Origin of the sequence: Rhodopila sp. (genome assembly GCF_035548095.1) — a bacterium.
Classification (GTDB): domain Bacteria; phylum Pseudomonadota; class Alphaproteobacteria; order Acetobacterales; family Acetobacteraceae; genus Rhodopila.
This window is the reverse complement of the sequence record NZ_DASZUV010000021.1, coordinates 41,987-57,624: the sequence shown is the minus strand read 5'-3', so window position 1 is coordinate 57,624 and position 15,638 is coordinate 41,987. Positions and strand designations below refer to the sequence as shown.

Genomic DNA, 15,638 nt, shown 5'->3' with positions numbered 1-15,638 from the left:
AAGCCTGGGCAGGTTGTGTCAAAGCCAAGGCGGCACGGATGAAAATTCCGTGTTCCTGCCATGCCGGATTCGCGGGAAAAGCGCTGCGCTGCCTTACGTTGTAACGGCCGTGATCGCTGGCTGTTCAGCGGGTTGCAGGCCGCCGTTCGATCAATGGTTCAGCATTCACAGAAGCCGGTGTTACCGGAATCCGAGCGGAGACGCGTATGCAGCGAATCACGCTTGCCCGCTCGGACCCCAACGTCCCGACGCGCCTCAGCCGCGATATTCCGGCGTCGTCTGCAGCAGCGGAAACGCGCTATGGGCATGGGGCTGCGCCACCACCGGTGCGTTGCGGAACACATAGCCCGGATGCAGCTCGGCCAATGAGCGCGCCCCGCTCAGCGCCATCGCCACGCCGAGCTCGTGCTCCAGCAGTTCCAGCATCTTCGCGACCCCGGCCTCGCCATCCGCGGCCAGCGCGTAGCAATACATGCGGCCCATCGCCACCGCGTCCGCGCCCAGGGCAACCGCCTTCACGATGTCCGTGCCGCGGCAGATGCTGCCATCCACGATCACCTTCGCCCGGCCCCGCACCGCCGCCATCACCTCGGGCAGCACGTCCATCGAGCCGCGGCCATGATCCAGCTGCCGCCCGCCATGGTTCGAGACATAGACGCCGTCGACGCCGTATTCGCAGCACAAAGCCGCATCCTCTGCCGTCGCGATGCCCTTCAATATCAGCGGCATCCGGTGCTTCGCCTTGAAGCGCTTCACGTTTTCCCAATTGAAGCCGGCCTGGTAGCTCTGCCCGGTCGCCACCGCGCGCCAGGGCTTCACGAACCGGCCGGCGATGTCCCGCTCCCGCCGCGAATAGGCAGCGGTGTCGACGGTAATCGCGAACGCATCGTATCCGGCGGCCGCCGCGCGCTGCACATGCGCGTCGATCCACTCATCGTCACCACGCACGTAAAGCTGGAAGATCTTCGGACCGCTGGCCGCCGCCGCGGCTTCCTCCAGCCCCGGATGGGTCACCGAGCTGACCATGATCGGCACGCCGAAGGCCGAAGCCGCCCGTCCGGCTGTCGCCGCGCCGCCCGGATGGAACGATTCCAGCGAGCCGACGGGCGCCAGGATCACCGGCAGCCGCAGGGACCGGCCGAACAAGGTCGTGCCCAGCTCCACCTTGGAGACATCGACACAGACCCGCGGCCGCAGCGCCAGACTGTCCAGCGCCAGCCGATTACGGCGCAACGTGGTCTCGCTCTCGGTCGCGCCGACCAGATATCCCCAGATATGATCGGACAATTTCGCCCGAGCGGCGGGAATGAATTCATGCAGACACTGGAAGTCACCCGCTGGCTCGAACAGATGCTTTCCTTCCTCCTGGCCCATCATCCCCTCCATATCTGGCTGATACCTATCAATGCCAGCCCGGCCGGGCGGTGGGAAGAGGTCGGGGGTCTCACCCCGAGCCTGCGCCGCCGCGTTGCGGACCAGCTTGCCGGGGCGGGCCGAAGTATATTCGCCTTGGTCGAAGACGGGCGTACCGCCGACCAGGGTGGTGGTAGAGCCGCCCACGCGCTGGACGAGGTGCTTGCCGCCGGCGGCGGATTGTCGCGTCCCGCGCGGCGGGCTCGTTTTTATATCGATATAGCCTGCCGCCGGTCGATCACGCGCTTGTGTTCGCTTTATGTTCCTATCTGCCGCAGCCGTCTGTATGATGCCGGCAGGCACATCTTTTCACAGGAGGACGACGACAATGGCCGTATCACCCGTTCCCGCCGGCTATCACAGCATCACCCCGTACCTGGTCGTCAACGGCGCCACCAAGGCGCTGGACTGGTACCGCGAGGTTTTTGGGGCGCGCGAGGTCATGCGTCTGGATGCGCCGGGTGGCCGCATCGGCCACGCGGAATTCCAGATCGCGGACAGCCGGCTGATGATCGCCGATGAGAACCCGGACTGCGACGCCAGAGGGCCGGCCGCGTTCGGCGGTTCGCCGATCACGCTGCTACTTTACGTGCCGGACGTGGACGCCGTTTTCGCCAAGGCCACCGCCGCGGGCGCCGAGGTCAAGCGCCCGCCGGCCGACATGTTCTATGGTGACCGCTCCGCCACCGTGGTGGATCCGTTCGGCCATAGCTGGCACATCTCGACCCATATCGAGGACGTGTCGGAGGACGAGATCAAGCGGCGCCTGGCAAAGATGGCGGCGCAGGGATGATACCGGGCGGCATTGCTGCCGACGTTCCGCTTCCCATTCCCGTCATGGCGGGCGCAGGCCCGCCATCCACGCCCTTGCCGGCAAGGCGCAGGGTGCAAACGGGATTTCCGACGAGAGCCGTGGCTGGCGAACCCGCGCCTGGCCGGTCGAAGAGGGCTCATCATGAGATCATGAGGCAGCCGCCGCGGCGGTGCCTCCCCTTGGGGCCTCCCCTTGACGCCACCCTCCGCCTGCCGCCGGATATCCCCCAAAATCAGGAGGCTGTCCGATGATCACCAAATTCGCCACTGTCTACCCCGGCCATGTCGACCTGCCCGACCATGGCCAGAATGCCACCCCGGCCAACGAACGCCGCTTCAGCAACGAGCATCTCGCCAGCGTGTTCGCCAAGACCGAAGCGGTCGCCGAGGTCATGGACAAGGGCGGCTGGGACACGTTGTGGCTGGCGGAACATCACTTCCAGTACGAGGGTTACGAGGTCATTCCGAACCTGCTGATGGTCGCGGTCCACCTCGCCCACCTGACGAAGACCTTGAAGACCGGCTGCGGCTTCAACATCGCGCCGATGTGGCATCCGCTGCGCCTCGCCGAGGACTACGCCGTCGCGGACATCCTGACGAAGGGCCGCACCGTGTTCGGCGTCGGCCGCGGCTATCACACGCGGGAAGTGGAAACGTTCGGCGCCCCCTTGCTGGATCAGAACGCCAACCGCGAGCTGTTCGAGGAGCAGGTCGAAATCATCTTCAAGGCGTTCAACAACGAAACCTTCAGCCACAAGGGCAAGCACTACACCCTGCCGCCCGAGGTTCCCTATCGCGGCTATGTGCTGAAGGAGCTGACATTGGTGCCGCGTCCGCGGCGCCTGCCGGTGGAAACCTGGCAGCCGGTGGTCAGCGCGACGCCGCGGGCGATGGACTTCATGGTGAAGCACGGCATCAAGGGCGCGGTGGGCGGCGGTGCGGCCACGCTGCAGCAAGGACCCATCACAGCCTATCGCGACGCCGCCGCCCGCGCCGGCCAGGACCTGAAACTCGGCGAGAACCTCATGCTCGGCATTTTCTTCCATCTCGCCGACAGCAAGGAAAAGGCCGTGCAGCGCATGCGCCCGCTGTATGAGGAGCACGCCAAGATGTTTGCCCCGCTGGGCTTCCTGCCCGGCGCGACACCGGACCAGGTCGCCGCCATCGGCCGCCGCGGCGGCTGGTACGAAGCCGGTGTGCCACAGCTGGAAAAATACATGGAGACAGGCGCCTGGTTCGCCGGCACGCCAGAGCAGCTCGTTGCGTATCTGAAAGACCTCGAAGAGCGCTATCCCGGCATGGAGCACATCAATCTCAGCACCCCCATGGGCACGCCGCAGGCAGTGATGCTGGAGCAGCTTCAATGGGTGTCGGACGCGGTGATGCCGAAATTCCGGCGCGGGTAAGGTCACGCCGCCCCGTTCCGGTCGAGCGTCTTCGCCGGCGCACCGCCTTTCCCGTTCGCGACAGCCAACGAAAACCGCCGCTCCGTCAGGAACGCATCATCCTGCGACGCGCTGGCAACGGGCTTTACCGACCCGACACCCGAGGCTTACGCTTCGGCAAAACAGGAAGAGCGCACCATCCATGGTCATTGTCAGACGGACCGATCCCACATGCCGCCATGGGAAGCGGGCATGAGCAGACTTCCGCTCGATGGCGTCACCGTCATCGATTTCGGCCAGATCTTTCAGGGCTCCTACGCTTCGGTCCTGATGGCCAAGGCCGGAGCGCGGGTCATCAAGGTGGAGCCGCCGCGCGGCGAACCGTTGCGCCAGCGCGTGCCGCCCGGACGCAAGAGCACCCTGCCCTTCGCCATGCTGAACGCCAACAAGCGGGGTATCACGCTCAATCTCAAGGCCCCGCGCGGCAAGGAATTGCTGTTCGAGATGGTGCGTCGCGCCGACGTGCTGCTGGAGAACTTCGCGCCCGGCGCGATGGACGCGCTTGGCGTCGGCTGGTCCGTCCTGCACGCGGTCAATCCGCGCCTGATCTACGCCACCGCGTCCGGCTACGGCATCTCCGGCCCGGACAAGGAAGCGCTGGCGATGGACCTGACCGTGCAGGCGGCATCGGGCATCATGAGCGTCACCGGCTATCCCGACAAGCCGCCGGTGCGCGCCGGCATTACGGTGGCCGACTTCATGGGCGGCACACATCTTTACGCCGGCATCATGACCGCGCTGTTCGAGCGTGAACACACCGGCGAAGGCCGCCTGGTGGAGATCGCAATGCAGGAATCGGTCTATTATACACTGGCGGCCGCGCTGGAATCCTACAGCCGGCACGGCAAGGTCCCGCCACGCGTCGGCAACAATTCCGGCGGCTCCGCCGCGCCCTATGGCCTGTATCCGCTACAGGACGGCTGGCTGGCGGTCCATCCGGGCACGGAACAACACTGGCGGAACATCCTGCAGGCCGCCGGGCGGGAGGACCTGCTGGACGACCCGCGATTCAGGACGATGCATGACAGGGCGGCGCACCTGGAGGAAACCAACGCGATCGTCAGCGCCTGGACCAGCCGGTTGACGAAGGCCGAGGCCATCGCCATCGCCCGAAAATTCAAGATTCCCTGCTCACCCGTGCGCGACGTGTCCGAAGTGATGCACGACCCGCACATGCACGAACGCGGCATGCTGGAAACGGTCGACCACCCGGATCTCGGCCGGGTGGTCCTGCCGACCACGCCGCTGCGGCTGCACGGTGCCGGCGTGGCACCGGCCGAACCCAGCCCGCGCCTCGGACAGCACAACGCCGACATCTACGGCACCTGGCTGGGCCTCGGCGCGGCGGAGATCGAGGAATTGCGGCGGCAGGGGGTGATCTGAGGTCAAGCGGCGCCGAGCCCGCCTGGGCGGTTGCGGCCTGTGCGCCATGCTTTATCGCCTCTTTGAGTCAAGGGCGCCATTTATGCCTTCCAACCGCCGGCTTCAGGCGAGCGCGCTCCAAGGCCCGCGATAACCGGACGGCCCAGGCGGGGCGAGCGGACTTCGATAAAATGGTATGATACGAAATCAACGCGCAGGCTGCCGGCCCTACTCCCACCCGGGCACGGCGGACACACGCAGCGTTTCGATCTCCGGCAGGTCGAACCCGAAATGATCCGCCACGAACGCCCGCAGCGCCGGCCGGTCCGGCAGCGTCACGGTCCGCGCTGCGCCGTCCTGAACGATCTTCGCCTCCCGGTTCATCACCGTCACCTGACCGGACGGGATGAACCGGCTCATCATCACGTTCTGCGTGAACGGTGAGGCGGGATGTGAAGCGACGTAGTGATTACCGACCTCGAAATCGACCGGCTGATCCTCCCGCAGCAAGGACCCCCAGCACGGCCGGTCGCCGTCCAGCAGCACCCAATACGCACCGTCCCGCGCGATGCGGTGCCGGCCGACCGTTTCGCCCGACAACGGCAATGGCACGGGTGCGGCAGGGCCGCCGAACCCCGGGTCGGACACGAAACGACCCTGCGGCAGGTCCACGACAAGCAGCATATGCGTCAGCGGCGCCGCCTCCAGCGGCGTCACCAGCAGGACGCGGGCCATGTGCGCCGTGTGACGAAACCCCAACGCGTCCAGCACGGCGGCGAACAACGTCGTGTGCTCGAAACAATAGCCGCCGCGCCGCGCGCCGACCAGCTTGGCCTGGAGACGATCCAGGTCCAGGGACACGTCGCGCCCCAGCAGCACGTCCAGCCCCTCGAACGGGATCGCCATCATGTGCGCGCGCTGCAGCGCCGTCAGCGTCTCCAATGTTGGCGTCAAGGCGCCGCGGTAGCCGATGCCGAGGTAGCCGATACGGGCCAGATAAGCATCCAGGTCCAGCGCCATGGCTACAGTCCGAACTCCTCCAGCAATGCCAGGGTGCGTGTCGGCATGCGTGGCTGCGCCGCCATCAGCTTGCGCAGGTCGGCGCCGTGGTCGATGTCCAGGCCGATGCCCGGCAACCGCACGATGGTCGGCTCGATGCCGGCCTTCCGCGCCGCCATGAGGTGCGGGAAATAGGAATCGTCGCCGAACCGCAACGGCACCGCGAAGGGTGGCGCGCACAGGACGGCGTTGGAGCCCAGTTCGTCATGTGCCGGCACGATGGTGAAGGACGGCGCCGGCAGGGCCGACCCCACGACGATGTCGATCTCGGCCGAGGTCACGCGCGGGATGTCGCCCGGCACCGTCAGCAGCGCCCCCCTGCCCTCGGCGGTGAGAATCCGAGCCATGCCGTTCACGGCGCCGGTGTGGCCATCCAGGGCACCTTCGGTCACCACGCGCGCGCCGTACCGATCCGCCAGCGCGACGGCCACCGGATCGACGGTGTTGACCAGGATGCCGGCCAGCCGCGTCGCGCCGGCCAGGGCGCTGAGCACATCCTCCACCATCGTCGCCGCCAGCTTCTCCCGCTGGGCCTGCGACAGCACCGATCCGGTGCGAGTCTTCGCGCCGGTGAACTGCTTCACCGGCACCGCCGCCCAGACCTCCAGCGCCGCCGGCATCAGCGCTGGCCGCGCGGGGTCCGCCGCCGACGCAGGACGGCGGCGGCATCCAGCACGATCCGCGCCAGCGCCTCCCGGTCTTCCAGCGTCGTCATCAGGGTTTGCGCCAGCGTGACGCGGGCGTCGATCGACACGACCTCCGACATGTCGGCATGGTCGATCACATAGCCGTCCAGCAGGTCGGCATAGCGCGCGGCGACCGATCCGGCGCTGGCATCCAGCCCCAGCTCCGTCATCATCTTCGCCGTCGGGCCCTTCACCGCGCGCCCGGCGATGATCGGCGACACCGCAATGATCGGCGCGGCGCAGGCCGCCATGGCGGGACGCACGCCGGGGATGGCCAGGATCGGCTCCACGCTGATGAACGGGTTGGACGGGCAGATCACCACCGCTTCCAACCTCGGATCGGCCAGCGCCGCCAGGAAATCGGGATGCGCCCTGGCCGCCTCCGCGCCATGAAACTTCAACGCCCTGACCACCGGCTCACAGCGGCGATGAACGAAATATTCCTGGAAATCCAGCCAGCCCTGGTCGGTCAGCAGCCGGGTCCGCACCGGATCGTCGCTCATCGGCAGCACCCGCGGGCCGACGCCCAGCTTGCGGCACAGCACCTCGGTGACGTGCGACAGCGTTTCCCCGGCCCGCAGTCGGCGCGTCCGTTCCACGTGCAGCGCCACGTCGCGATCGCCCAGGCGGAACCAGGTCTCGCCGCCCAGCGCCTCCATCGTCTCCATGAACGACCAGGTCTCGTCGTGCCGGCCCCAGCCGACCTCCTTGTTGGCCAGGCCGGACAGCGTATAGGCGACCGTATCGATATCCGGCGAGATCGACAGGCCCAGATGCTCGAAATCGTCGCCGGTGTTGACGACCACCAGCAGGTCGTCCCGTGGCAGGACGCGTGACAGGCCCAGGGCGAGCTTGGCGCCGCCCACCCCGCCGGACAGGGCAATGATCACCGGAACAGATCCTCCTCCGGCGGCCGCACCAGTTCGGCCACCGGGACGGTGGGGGCATGCCACGTCAGGCCGCGCAGGACAACCACGGGCTGGCCTTCGGCGGCCTGGCCCTGCAGCAGCGAGGCGGCCGAGGCGATCTCATCGGCGAAGCCGATGATGGAGACTTCCAGCGTGCGCCCGAACAGGTCCGGCTGGCCGCGCAGGTCGATCAAAGAGGGCAGCCCGGCCGCGCCGATCGCCACGCCGGCGGTGCCGCGGCGCCACGGACGCCCGAAGCTGTCGCTGATCACGACCCCGACCTCCACGCCATGCGCGCCGGACAGCCGCGCTCGGATCGCCTCGGCCGATCCGTCGGGATCAACCGGCAGCAGCAGCGCACGCTGGGCACCGTCCTGCTCCGCCACGTTGGACTGGTCGACGCCGGCATTGGCCATCACGAAACCCAGCCGGTGCTGCATGATCATCAGGTTGGGGCGGGAGCGCACGACCTTGACTGATTCCGACAGCACGACTTCGACGATGCGGGGATCCTTGCCGACCTCCTTCGCCAGCTCCACCGCGCGCCGGGACGGCGTCACGTCGGCAAGGTCCACCGTGCGGCCTTCCGCCTTGGAGACGATCTTCTGCGCCACCACCACCACGTCGCGGTGCTGCAGGCGCTGGCCGGCGGCTTCCAGGCCGCGCAGGATCAGCGCCGGCAGGTTGTCCCCGGCCCGCACCATCGGCAGGTTCGGGACCGCGAACAGTTCCAGTCGCGTGGTCATGTCACCCGAAACGCTGGCGCAGCTTCGGCAGCACCATCTCACCATACAGCTTGATGAAGCGGGCCTGGTCCGGGCCCGGCGCGTGGAACACCAGGTGGCGGAAGCCCATGTCGATATACGGCTTGATCTTCTCGATATGCTCGTCCGGATCGCTGGACACGATCCAGCGGCTGGCGGCCCGTTCGATCGGCAGCGCGTCGGCCAGACGCTCCATCTCCCGCGGGTCGTGCACCGTCATCTTCTCCTCCGGGGTCAGCGCCAGCGCGGCCCAGACCCGGGTATCCTCCAGCGCCTTCTGCTTGTCGGTGTCGAAGGAGACCTTCATTTCGATCATGCGATCATAATCCGGCTTCGGCTTCGAGGCGAGCTTCAGCCCTTCCTCCACATTCGGCAGCAGGGTCTGCGTGTACAGGTCCCATTTCTTGCCGCTGGTGCAGATGAAGCCATCGGCCATGCGGCCGGCATATTTCGCCACCTGCGGGCCGGCCCCGGCGACATAGATCGGCAGATGCGCGCCCGGCTTGTCATACACCGTCGCATCCTGCGTCTTGTAGTACTCGCCCTGGAACGACACGTGGTCCTCGGCCCATAGCTTGCGGATCAGGCTGATCGCCTCCCGCATGCGGGCGAAACGCTCCTTCATCTCGGGCCAGACCATGCCGGTGGAGGGCACCTCGTTCAGTCCCTCGCCGGTGCCGACGCCCAGAATGACGCGCCCGGGGAACATCGAGCCCAGCGTGCCGAAAGCCTGCGCCACCACCGACGGGTGATAGCGGAAGGTGGGGGTCAGCACCGAGGTGCCCATGACGATGCGCCGGGTGGAGGCGCCCAGCGCCCCCAGCCACACCAGGGCGGCCGGTGCATGGCCATCAGTGTGTTTCCAGGGCTGGAAGTGGTCGCTGGTGAAGACGGAATCGAAGCCCGCCTGCTCCGCCAGGACCGAGAAATCCAGCAGCGGCCTCGGCGCGAATTGCTCCGCCGATGCCTTGTAACCCAGCTTCAGGGTCATGGACCTGCCTCCTTTTGCGAATGGGCGGCAGGCTAGTCCCGCCGGAAGCGGCCGGCAATGCGGGCCGGCGCAACGGTGTTCCCCCACATCCGGCCGCTGCGGCGGCGGTTGCGGCACGTGGAATCGGCCCTACGCGCGACGCGTCACCCTTCGGCATGGCGGGCGCGGGGCGGCACGCCATGGCTTTCCGCTGACCCGTGTTCATCGCTATGCCTTCTCGGCGAAGGCGCGTCGGGGTGGACGGGTGGCGGGGCACATCCCTTGCCGGAGGCCGCCGCGCATGGTGAAGCTTCACGACCGATATCGTGACCAAAAGGACGATCAATGGACTTCCTCGCTCGGTTCGCCCCATTCCTGCTGTCCGTGCTGCGGTTCATGGCGGGGCTGCTGGTGCTGCAGCACGGCACCTCGAAAATCCTGCACTTCCCCACCGGGCCGATGAACGCCACGCCGCTGGCCAGCATGAGCGGGATCGGCGGCTTCTTCGAGCTGATCTGTGGCGCGCTGCTGGTGATCGGCTTTCAGTCCAGGATCGCGGCCTTCCTGCTGAGCGGCATGACCGCGGTGGCCTATTTCACGGTCCACGCGGAAAAGGGCTTCTATCCGTTGCTGAACGGTGGCGAACTGGCGGCGCTGTACTGCTTCACCTTCCTGTATCTCGCGGCGGCGGGTCCCGGCCCGATTTCCATCGACGCCGCGAGCGGGCGGCGCTGACCCCCCCGGTCGGGACATGGGATCGTTGCTCGCACCGCCATGAACCGCTACCCATCGGGTCATGGCGCGACATCGCTTTTCCCTGATCGCCCGTGCCCGCCGGGAAGGCCAAATGGGGCAAGGCCAAATGGGGCACGGCCAGATGGAGCAAGGCCAAATGGGGCGGCTTGCGGCGCTCCAGGACTGGATCGCGTATCACCGCGCCATCGGCATCAGCCATATCTATCTCTATGCGACGGACCCGGACCCGACGGAGCTGGCCGATGTGCTGATCCCGCATCTGTACGGCCAGGCTCCGTTCGTGACGCTGCTGCACTGCCCGAACGCCGACCGGCGGACGATCCACCTGCACGCGGTGGAGAGGTTCCGGCAGGAGACGGACTGGTTCTGCGCCCTGGGTGTCGAGGAGTTCCTGGTCCTGCGGCAGCTGGACGATCTTTATGCCTTCATGCTGGACCATCGGCACCGCTGCGATGGCCTTTGCTTCCACACCGTGCCGTACGGGGCCGCCCATCTGCCGCGCCACACGGTCGCGCCGATGCTGATGACCCATCTGTGGCGCGCCGCCGCACCGATGGCGTCCACACGCATGCTGTGGCGCGCGGACGCAGTGACTCCAGACCAGGCGCGCGACGCTGCAGGGCCCTTCTGGCAGGCGCCGGATGCCCTGGGCGCGGCCGGCCTTCGCTGTCACGATGTCCTGTTCCAGGACATGGCGGGCTACAGCGCCGATTCGGACCGCTTCATCCGCCGGCCCGGCTTCGCCCAGGCCGTGCTGGACCGCGCCTATGTGGCCGATCTGCGCCGGCCGGACCCGCTGGCCCCCGCACCGGCGGTCTACGACCCTTATCTGGCCGGTTTCTGGCACCGCTACACCGCGTCGGCAGCGGATATCGCCATCCTGCCCGACCAGCCGCCATCCGCACACGGGAACGCGGCGCCCGGGAGCGTTGCACCGGGGAATGCCGCCGCTATCGGCGATACCGCACCAGGGAACGGCGCATTTGGAAACGTCGCGCTGGGCAAGCCCAGCTGGCAAAGCTCGATCTTTCACCCAGGGCAGACCGAACCGATCGGCAGCCGCAGCTTCGGCGGCGGCAATAACGGGCTGCGCCCCCGCAGCTATGGCTTCCACACCACGCGGGAACCCGGACCCTGGTGGATCGTCGATCTGCTGGCCCCGCACGAGATCGCCGAGATTCGCATCCACAACCGCGGCGACAATCCCGACGTCGCGGGGCGCGCCTCGGCCCTGGAGGTGCGGATCAGCGTCGACGGCGCGGCGTGGCACGGTCTTTTCTCTCAGCCCGACCGGCCGTTCGGGCTCGACCACCAGCCGCTGCGGATCGTTCCGGACGCACCCGCCCTGGCCCGCTTCGTCATGGTGCGGCTACGCGAGGCGGGGATCCTTCATCTGGAGGAGGTGGAAGTGTATGGCACTCCATCCAGCGCGGCGACACCGCTGGTCGGCACCGCCCTGACCCGCGAGGCCCTGTCACCGGCCTGACGCCGAAATCCGATCGGGGGCTGACATCCGCTCGGGCACCCGGCGCGCCACTCCATCCGGCCGAGCCGGACTCACCCCGGGCCTCGCGCCCGAAGCTCACGCCCGAAGCTCACTCCCGGGACGGAGTGTCGTCGGCGTTCCCCGGACCATGTTCCAGATCGCGTGCGACATCGGGCCGGTGCATCAGGGCGTCGATCTTCATGGCATAGTCCAGCGCGTGATCCGGCTGGAACACCAGGTCGGGGGCGAATTTCAGCCGCATGGCGTGAGCCACCTGCCCGCGCAGATAGGGCGCGGCGCGTTTCAGCGGCGGCAGCAACGCCTCCACATCCGAGCGTCCCAGCCGCGAAATGAATACGTGTGCGTGCTTCAGGTCAGGGGTGACCCGCACTTCGGTGACGGTGATCTCGGCGGCCGCCAGGTCGGGATCGCGGAATTCGTGCCGCGCGAAGACGCCGGCCAGCACGTGGCGGATTTCCTCCGCCACGCGCAATTGCCGCTGGGATGGTCCTGTCGTGGGCGACTGCTTCCTCAACCGGGAATCATCTCCACTTCGAAGCACTCGACAACGTCGCCTTCCTGCAGATCGTGGAAGTTGGCGAAGGACAGACCGCATTCGTATCCACGTGCGACCTCGCGGACATCGTCCTTGAAGCGCTTGAGCTGCGACAATTCGCCGCTGTGGATGACCACGTTCTCGCGCAGGACGCGCACGCCGGCGCCGCGCTTGACCAGGCCCTCGGTGATGTAGCACCCCGCGACCTTGCCGGTCTTGGTGATGTTGAACACCTTGCGGACCTCGGCGTAGCCCAGGAACTTCTCCCGCGCCTTCGGCGCGACCTTGCCCTTGACCAGCTTCTCGACGTCGTCCGCGACCTCGTAAATGATCGAGAAGTAGCGGATGTCCACGCCGTCGCGCTGTGCCATCTCCCGCGCCTGGGACGTCGCGCGGACATTGAAGGCGATGATCACCGCGTTGGACGCCTTGGCGAGCTGGACATCGGATTCGGTGATCTGGCCGACGCCGGCCAGCAGCACGCGGACCTTCACCTCCTCGTGCTCCAGCTTCATCACCGTGGTCTGGATCGCCTCGGCGCTGCCCTGGACGTCGGCCTTGATCAGGACGGCGACCTCCTTCTGCTCCCCGGCCTGGATGCGGGCCAGCATCTGGTCCAGCGTGCCACGCGCACCGGCGGCCGCGCCGGCGGCCTTCTCCCGCAGGCGCCGAGCGCGGAACTCGGTGATCTCGCGCGCTCGGCCCTCGTTCTCGACGACGACGAACGGCTCGCCGGCCGACGGTGCGCCGGACAGGCCCAGCAGCTCCACCGGCATGGATGGCCCGGCTTCCGGCAACTGCTTGCCCTTGTCGTCCAGCATGGCCCGCACCCGGCCCCATTCGGCGCCGGCGACGACGATGTCGCCCTGCCTCAGCGTGCCGCGCTGCACCAGCACCGTGCCGACCGGGCCGCGGCCACGGTCCAGGCGGCTTTCGATCACCGTGCCCTCGGCGGTACGGTCGGGGTTGGCGCGCAGATCCAGGATTTCGGACTGCAGCAGGATCGCCTCCTCCAGCATGTCGAGGCCGGTCTTCTGCAAGGCAGACACCTCGACATCCTGGGTTTCGCCGCCCATCGCCTCGACGACGACCTCGTGGCTCAGCAGCTCATTGCGGACGCGATCGGGGTTGGCGTCCGGCCGGTCCATCTTGTTGATGGCGACGATCAGCGGGGCGTTGGCCGCCTTGGCATGCCGGATCGCCTCGATCGTCTGCGGCATCACGCCGTCATCGGCGGCCACGACCAGCACGACGATGTCGGTGACCGAGGCGCCGCGCGCGCGCATGGCGGTAAACGCCTCGTGGCCAGGGGTGTCGATGAAGGTGATGCGATCGCCGCTGGCCAGCTGCACCTGATAGGCGCCGATATGCTGGGTGATGCCGCCGGCCTCGCCGGCCGCCACGTCGGTCGCGCGCAGCGCGTCCAGCAGCGAGGTCTTGCCGTGGTCGACATGGCCCATGATCGTCACCACCGGCGGACGCGCCAACAGCTCGGCTTCCGAGTCCACGGCGCCTTCCAGGCCGACTTCGACATCCGCCTCCGACACGCGGCGCACGCGGTGGCCGAACTCCTGTACCACGAGTTCCGCGGTATCGGCGTCCAGCGACTGCGTGATGGTCGCCATCACGCCCATCTTCATCAGCGCCTTGATGACCTCGCCGGCCCGAGCGGCCATGCGGTTGGCGAGTTCCTGCACGGTGATCTGCTCCGGCAGGATGACCTCGCGCACCACCCGGACCTGGTCGGACCGCAGGCGATCCAGCTCCGCCTGCCGCCGCTCGCGATCGCGCTGGCGGCGAACCGAGGCCAGCGAGCGGACCCGCTCGTCCTCGTCATTGATGGCCGCCTGCACGTCGATGCGTCCGCCACGGCGGCTGTCGCCGCCCTTCTTCGGCACCACGACGGTCGGCTTGCGCGGCGCGGCGGCGCCGGGGCGCCGGATCGGACGGCCTTCCTCCTCCTCATCACCGGCGCGGCCGGTGCGCAGGCGCAACGTCTCGGTGGCGCCGGACGGCGTGCCGGGCGACGGTGCTCCGGCCGCGGGGGCGCCCGGAGCATTGGATGAAGGCGCACCAGACGGTGTCTGCGCACGCGCCGCCGGCCGTTCCGGGGAACGGGCGGTGGCCGGCGGCGAAGCCGGACGCGCGGCGGCCGGCGGCGCCTTCGCCTCGGCGGGCGCTGCCGGGGCCTGGGCCGGGACCTCGGCGGTCTCCGCGGCCTGGCGCGCCGCCTCGGCGGCTTGTGCCTCGACCTCTCGCCTGGCGGCTTCCTCGCGCTCGCGCTCCCCGGCCAGACGGGCTTCCTCCTCGGCCGCCTTGCGGGCTTCCTCCTCGCGGCGACGGGCTTCCTCGGCCGCGGAGAGGATGGAGATCTTCTCCTGCTCGCGCCGCTCCGCCTCACGCCGCGCGTTGTCGCGGGCGAGCTGCTCCAGCGCGCGTTGCCGTGCCGCCTGCTCCGTCTGGGTCAGCGCGCGGCCGGCCCCCGGCGGCGGCTTGCCGCCCGGAGATGCGGGGCGCGCGGCCTGACCGCCACCCGGCGCACCGGATGGCGCGCGCGCGCCCGGCGCGTTGGTGGGCGCGGGTGCCGGGGCCCGCTTCTTGCGGACTTCGACCTGCACGACCTTCGACCGGCCATGGCTGAAACTTTGCCGCACGGAACCGGCATCGACCGTCCGCCCCAACTCCAGCCGCCCCGCGGGGCGCAGAGAGAGCCGACCCTTGCTGCCGTCCTGATCGTTGCTTTCGCTCATGTGTATCCGTTGGCACCCAATACTGTGTTCACCGGACCGGTTACCCGTTCCGTGGCCCTCGCGGACCCCGTGGCCCTTGCGGACCTGCTTCTCAATCCGGCCAGCCGCCCCGCTTCCACCGCGAGGCTGTCGGCCAATCTGCCCGGCGCGACCGCGACGTGCACCACGTAGTCCCGACCGAAGATCCGTCCCAGCGCCGCGCCCGGCAGCGGGTCGAAGACCTGAATCCCGGGCGGCGCCCCGGTCAGAAAGCGCGCTCGTTCGGCGGCGCTTCCGTCCTGCGCCTGCAGGACCAGCCGCGCCGACGCGGTCCGCAGGTGTTCCCGCGCCTTCTCGAAACCGGCAACGGCCTGCCCGGCGCGGCGGGCGAGGCCCATGAGTTCGCCGATCCGCCGGACCAGCGCTGCCTGAAGCAGGGAACCGAGATCAGAGGGAACCACCACCGGGCCGCGTGCGGCCCTGGCGAATGCCTGAGCCAGCCGACGGTCCGCAACCCCGTTCTGTCGCCGTCCGTTCAACGTGGTCTGCCGCGCTTGCCCTTCGGCAGAGCCATCCGACGGTTCATCAACACCCGCCGACACTATCACATCGCCGGACGCGCTCAACCACATTCCCCGTCCAGGCAGCCTTGCAGCCAGGTCCGGGACCAGTTGCCCGCCCGGCGCCAGGA

14 protein-coding genes are annotated in these 15,638 nt (G+C 68.3%); 5 read left to right on the top strand and 9 right to left on the bottom strand.

Annotated features, from left to right (window positions below; all coding sequences use genetic code 11):
• Nucleotides 1-255: 255 nt before the first annotated feature.
• Nucleotides 256-1,560, bottom strand: coding sequence for an alpha-hydroxy acid oxidase (locus tag VHC04_RS16320; RefSeq protein ID WP_325683179.1), 1,305 nt, complete (start codon nucleotides 1,558-1,560; stop codon nucleotides 256-258).
• A 181-nt stretch (nucleotides 1,561-1,741) separates the two neighbouring features.
• Between VHC04_RS16320 and VHC04_RS16315 the strand changes: the two genes are divergently transcribed.
• The 3 genes from VHC04_RS16315 to VHC04_RS16305 all read left to right on the top strand — a co-directional run bounded on the left by VHC04_RS16315 (nucleotide 1,742) and on the right by VHC04_RS16305 (nucleotide 5,054).
• Nucleotides 1,742-2,206 (top strand): VOC family protein, encoded by a 465-nt coding sequence (locus VHC04_RS16315; protein ID WP_325683177.1) that lies wholly within the window; start codon nucleotides 1,742-1,744, stop codon nucleotides 2,204-2,206.
• 268 nt (nucleotides 2,207-2,474) lie between these two features.
• Nucleotides 2,475-3,632 (top strand): LLM class flavin-dependent oxidoreductase, encoded by a 1,158-nt coding sequence (locus VHC04_RS16310; RefSeq protein ID WP_325683175.1) that lies wholly within the window; start codon nucleotides 2,475-2,477, stop codon nucleotides 3,630-3,632.
• A gap of 231 nt (nucleotides 3,633-3,863) precedes the next feature.
• The gene (locus VHC04_RS16305; RefSeq protein ID WP_325683173.1) at nucleotides 3,864-5,054 is read left to right on the top strand and encodes a CaiB/BaiF CoA transferase family protein; all 1,191 of its coding nucleotides are present in this window, start codon (nucleotides 3,864-3,866) and stop codon (nucleotides 5,052-5,054) included.
• A 207-nt stretch (nucleotides 5,055-5,261) separates the two neighbouring features.
• Here the strand turns inward: VHC04_RS16305 and VHC04_RS16300 are convergent, their stop codons facing one another.
• The 5 genes from VHC04_RS16300 to fgd are packed head-to-tail and all read right to left on the bottom strand — an operon-like array spanning nucleotide 5,262 to nucleotide 9,441.
• Nucleotides 5,262-6,053: an arylamine N-acetyltransferase family protein gene (locus tag VHC04_RS16300; RefSeq protein WP_325683171.1), complete on the bottom strand. Its 792-nt coding sequence runs from the start codon at nucleotides 6,051-6,053 to the stop codon at nucleotides 5,262-5,264.
• A gap of 2 nt (nucleotides 6,054-6,055) precedes the next feature.
• Nucleotides 6,056-6,712 (bottom strand): 2-phospho-L-lactate guanylyltransferase, encoded by a 657-nt coding sequence (gene cofC / locus VHC04_RS16295; protein ID WP_325683169.1) that lies wholly within the window; start codon nucleotides 6,710-6,712, stop codon nucleotides 6,056-6,058.
• The gene (cofD, locus tag VHC04_RS16290) at nucleotides 6,712-7,668 is read right to left on the bottom strand and encodes a 2-phospho-L-lactate transferase (protein ID WP_325683167.1); all 957 of its coding nucleotides are present in this window, start codon (nucleotides 7,666-7,668) and stop codon (nucleotides 6,712-6,714) included. Before cofD ends, cofC begins: the two co-directional genes overlap by 1 nt.
• Nucleotides 7,665-8,432, bottom strand: a complete 768-nt coding sequence (gene cofE / locus VHC04_RS16285) for a coenzyme F420-0:L-glutamate ligase (protein WP_325683165.1) — start codon at nucleotides 8,430-8,432, stop codon at nucleotides 7,665-7,667. Before cofE ends, cofD begins: the two co-directional genes overlap by 4 nt.
• A gap of 1 nt (nucleotide 8,433) precedes the next feature.
• On the bottom strand, nucleotides 8,434-9,441 hold the full coding sequence (gene fgd, locus VHC04_RS16280; protein ID WP_325683163.1) for a glucose-6-phosphate dehydrogenase (coenzyme-F420): 1,008 nt from the start codon (nucleotides 9,439-9,441) through the stop codon (nucleotides 8,434-8,436).
• Between the two features lie 324 nt (nucleotides 9,442-9,765).
• On the opposite strand from fgd, the gene VHC04_RS16275 reads away from it, so the two are divergent.
• Both VHC04_RS16275 and VHC04_RS16270 read left to right on the top strand, forming a co-directional pair.
• The gene (locus VHC04_RS16275) at nucleotides 9,766-10,155 is read left to right on the top strand and encodes a DoxX family protein (RefSeq protein ID WP_325683161.1); all 390 of its coding nucleotides are present in this window, start codon (nucleotides 9,766-9,768) and stop codon (nucleotides 10,153-10,155) included.
• A 157-nt stretch (nucleotides 10,156-10,312) separates the two neighbouring features.
• The gene (locus tag VHC04_RS16270; protein ID WP_325683159.1) at nucleotides 10,313-11,662 is read left to right on the top strand and encodes a discoidin domain-containing protein; all 1,350 of its coding nucleotides are present in this window, start codon (nucleotides 10,313-10,315) and stop codon (nucleotides 11,660-11,662) included.
• 109 nt (nucleotides 11,663-11,771) lie between these two features.
• Here the strand turns inward: VHC04_RS16270 and rbfA are convergent, their stop codons facing one another.
• The 3 genes from rbfA to VHC04_RS16255 are packed head-to-tail and all read right to left on the bottom strand — an operon-like array spanning nucleotide 11,772 to nucleotide 15,486.
• Nucleotides 11,772-12,224 (bottom strand): 30S ribosome-binding factor RbfA, encoded by a 453-nt coding sequence (rbfA, locus tag VHC04_RS16265; protein ID WP_408903826.1) that lies wholly within the window; start codon nucleotides 12,222-12,224, stop codon nucleotides 11,772-11,774.
• On the bottom strand, nucleotides 12,194-14,968 hold the full coding sequence (infB, locus tag VHC04_RS16260; RefSeq protein WP_325683155.1) for a translation initiation factor IF-2: 2,775 nt from the start codon (nucleotides 14,966-14,968) through the stop codon (nucleotides 12,194-12,196). Before infB ends, rbfA begins: the two co-directional genes overlap by 31 nt.
• Nucleotides 14,965-15,486 carry a hypothetical protein gene (locus VHC04_RS16255; RefSeq protein ID WP_325683153.1) on the bottom strand — a complete coding sequence of 174 codons (522 nt, stop codon included), beginning with the start codon at nucleotides 15,484-15,486 and terminating at the stop codon, nucleotides 14,965-14,967. The genes infB and VHC04_RS16255 overlap by 4 nt, the downstream gene beginning before the upstream one ends.
• Between the last annotated feature and the right edge of the window lie 152 nt (nucleotides 15,487-15,638).

Coding starts and splice junctions, on each gene's coding strand:
- cofC (WP_325683169.1), bottom strand. CDS start 6,712: ATGCCGGCGGCGCTGGAGGTCTGGGCGGCGGTGCCGGTGAAGCAGTTC.
- cofE (WP_325683165.1), bottom strand. CDS start 8,432: ATGACCACGCGACTGGAACTGTTCGCGGTCCCGAACCTGCCGATGGTG.
- VHC04_RS16275 (WP_325683161.1), top strand. CDS start 9,766: ATGGACTTCCTCGCTCGGTTCGCCCCATTCCTGCTGTCCGTGCTGCGG.
- VHC04_RS16310 (WP_325683175.1), top strand. CDS start 2,475: ATGATCACCAAATTCGCCACTGTCTACCCCGGCCATGTCGACCTGCCC.
- VHC04_RS16300 (WP_325683171.1), bottom strand. CDS start 6,053: ATGGCGCTGGACCTGGATGCTTATCTGGCCCGTATCGGCTACCTCGGC.
- VHC04_RS16270 (WP_325683159.1), top strand. CDS start 10,313: ATGGGGCGGCTTGCGGCGCTCCAGGACTGGATCGCGTATCACCGCGCC.
- infB (WP_325683155.1), bottom strand. CDS start 14,968: ATGAGCGAAAGCAACGATCAGGACGGCAGCAAGGGTCGGCTCTCTCTG.
- VHC04_RS16315 (WP_325683177.1), top strand. CDS start 1,742: ATGGCCGTATCACCCGTTCCCGCCGGCTATCACAGCATCACCCCGTAC.
- fgd (WP_325683163.1), bottom strand. CDS start 9,441: ATGACCCTGAAGCTGGGTTACAAGGCATCGGCGGAGCAATTCGCGCCG.
- VHC04_RS16305 (WP_325683173.1), top strand. CDS start 3,864: ATGAGCAGACTTCCGCTCGATGGCGTCACCGTCATCGATTTCGGCCAG.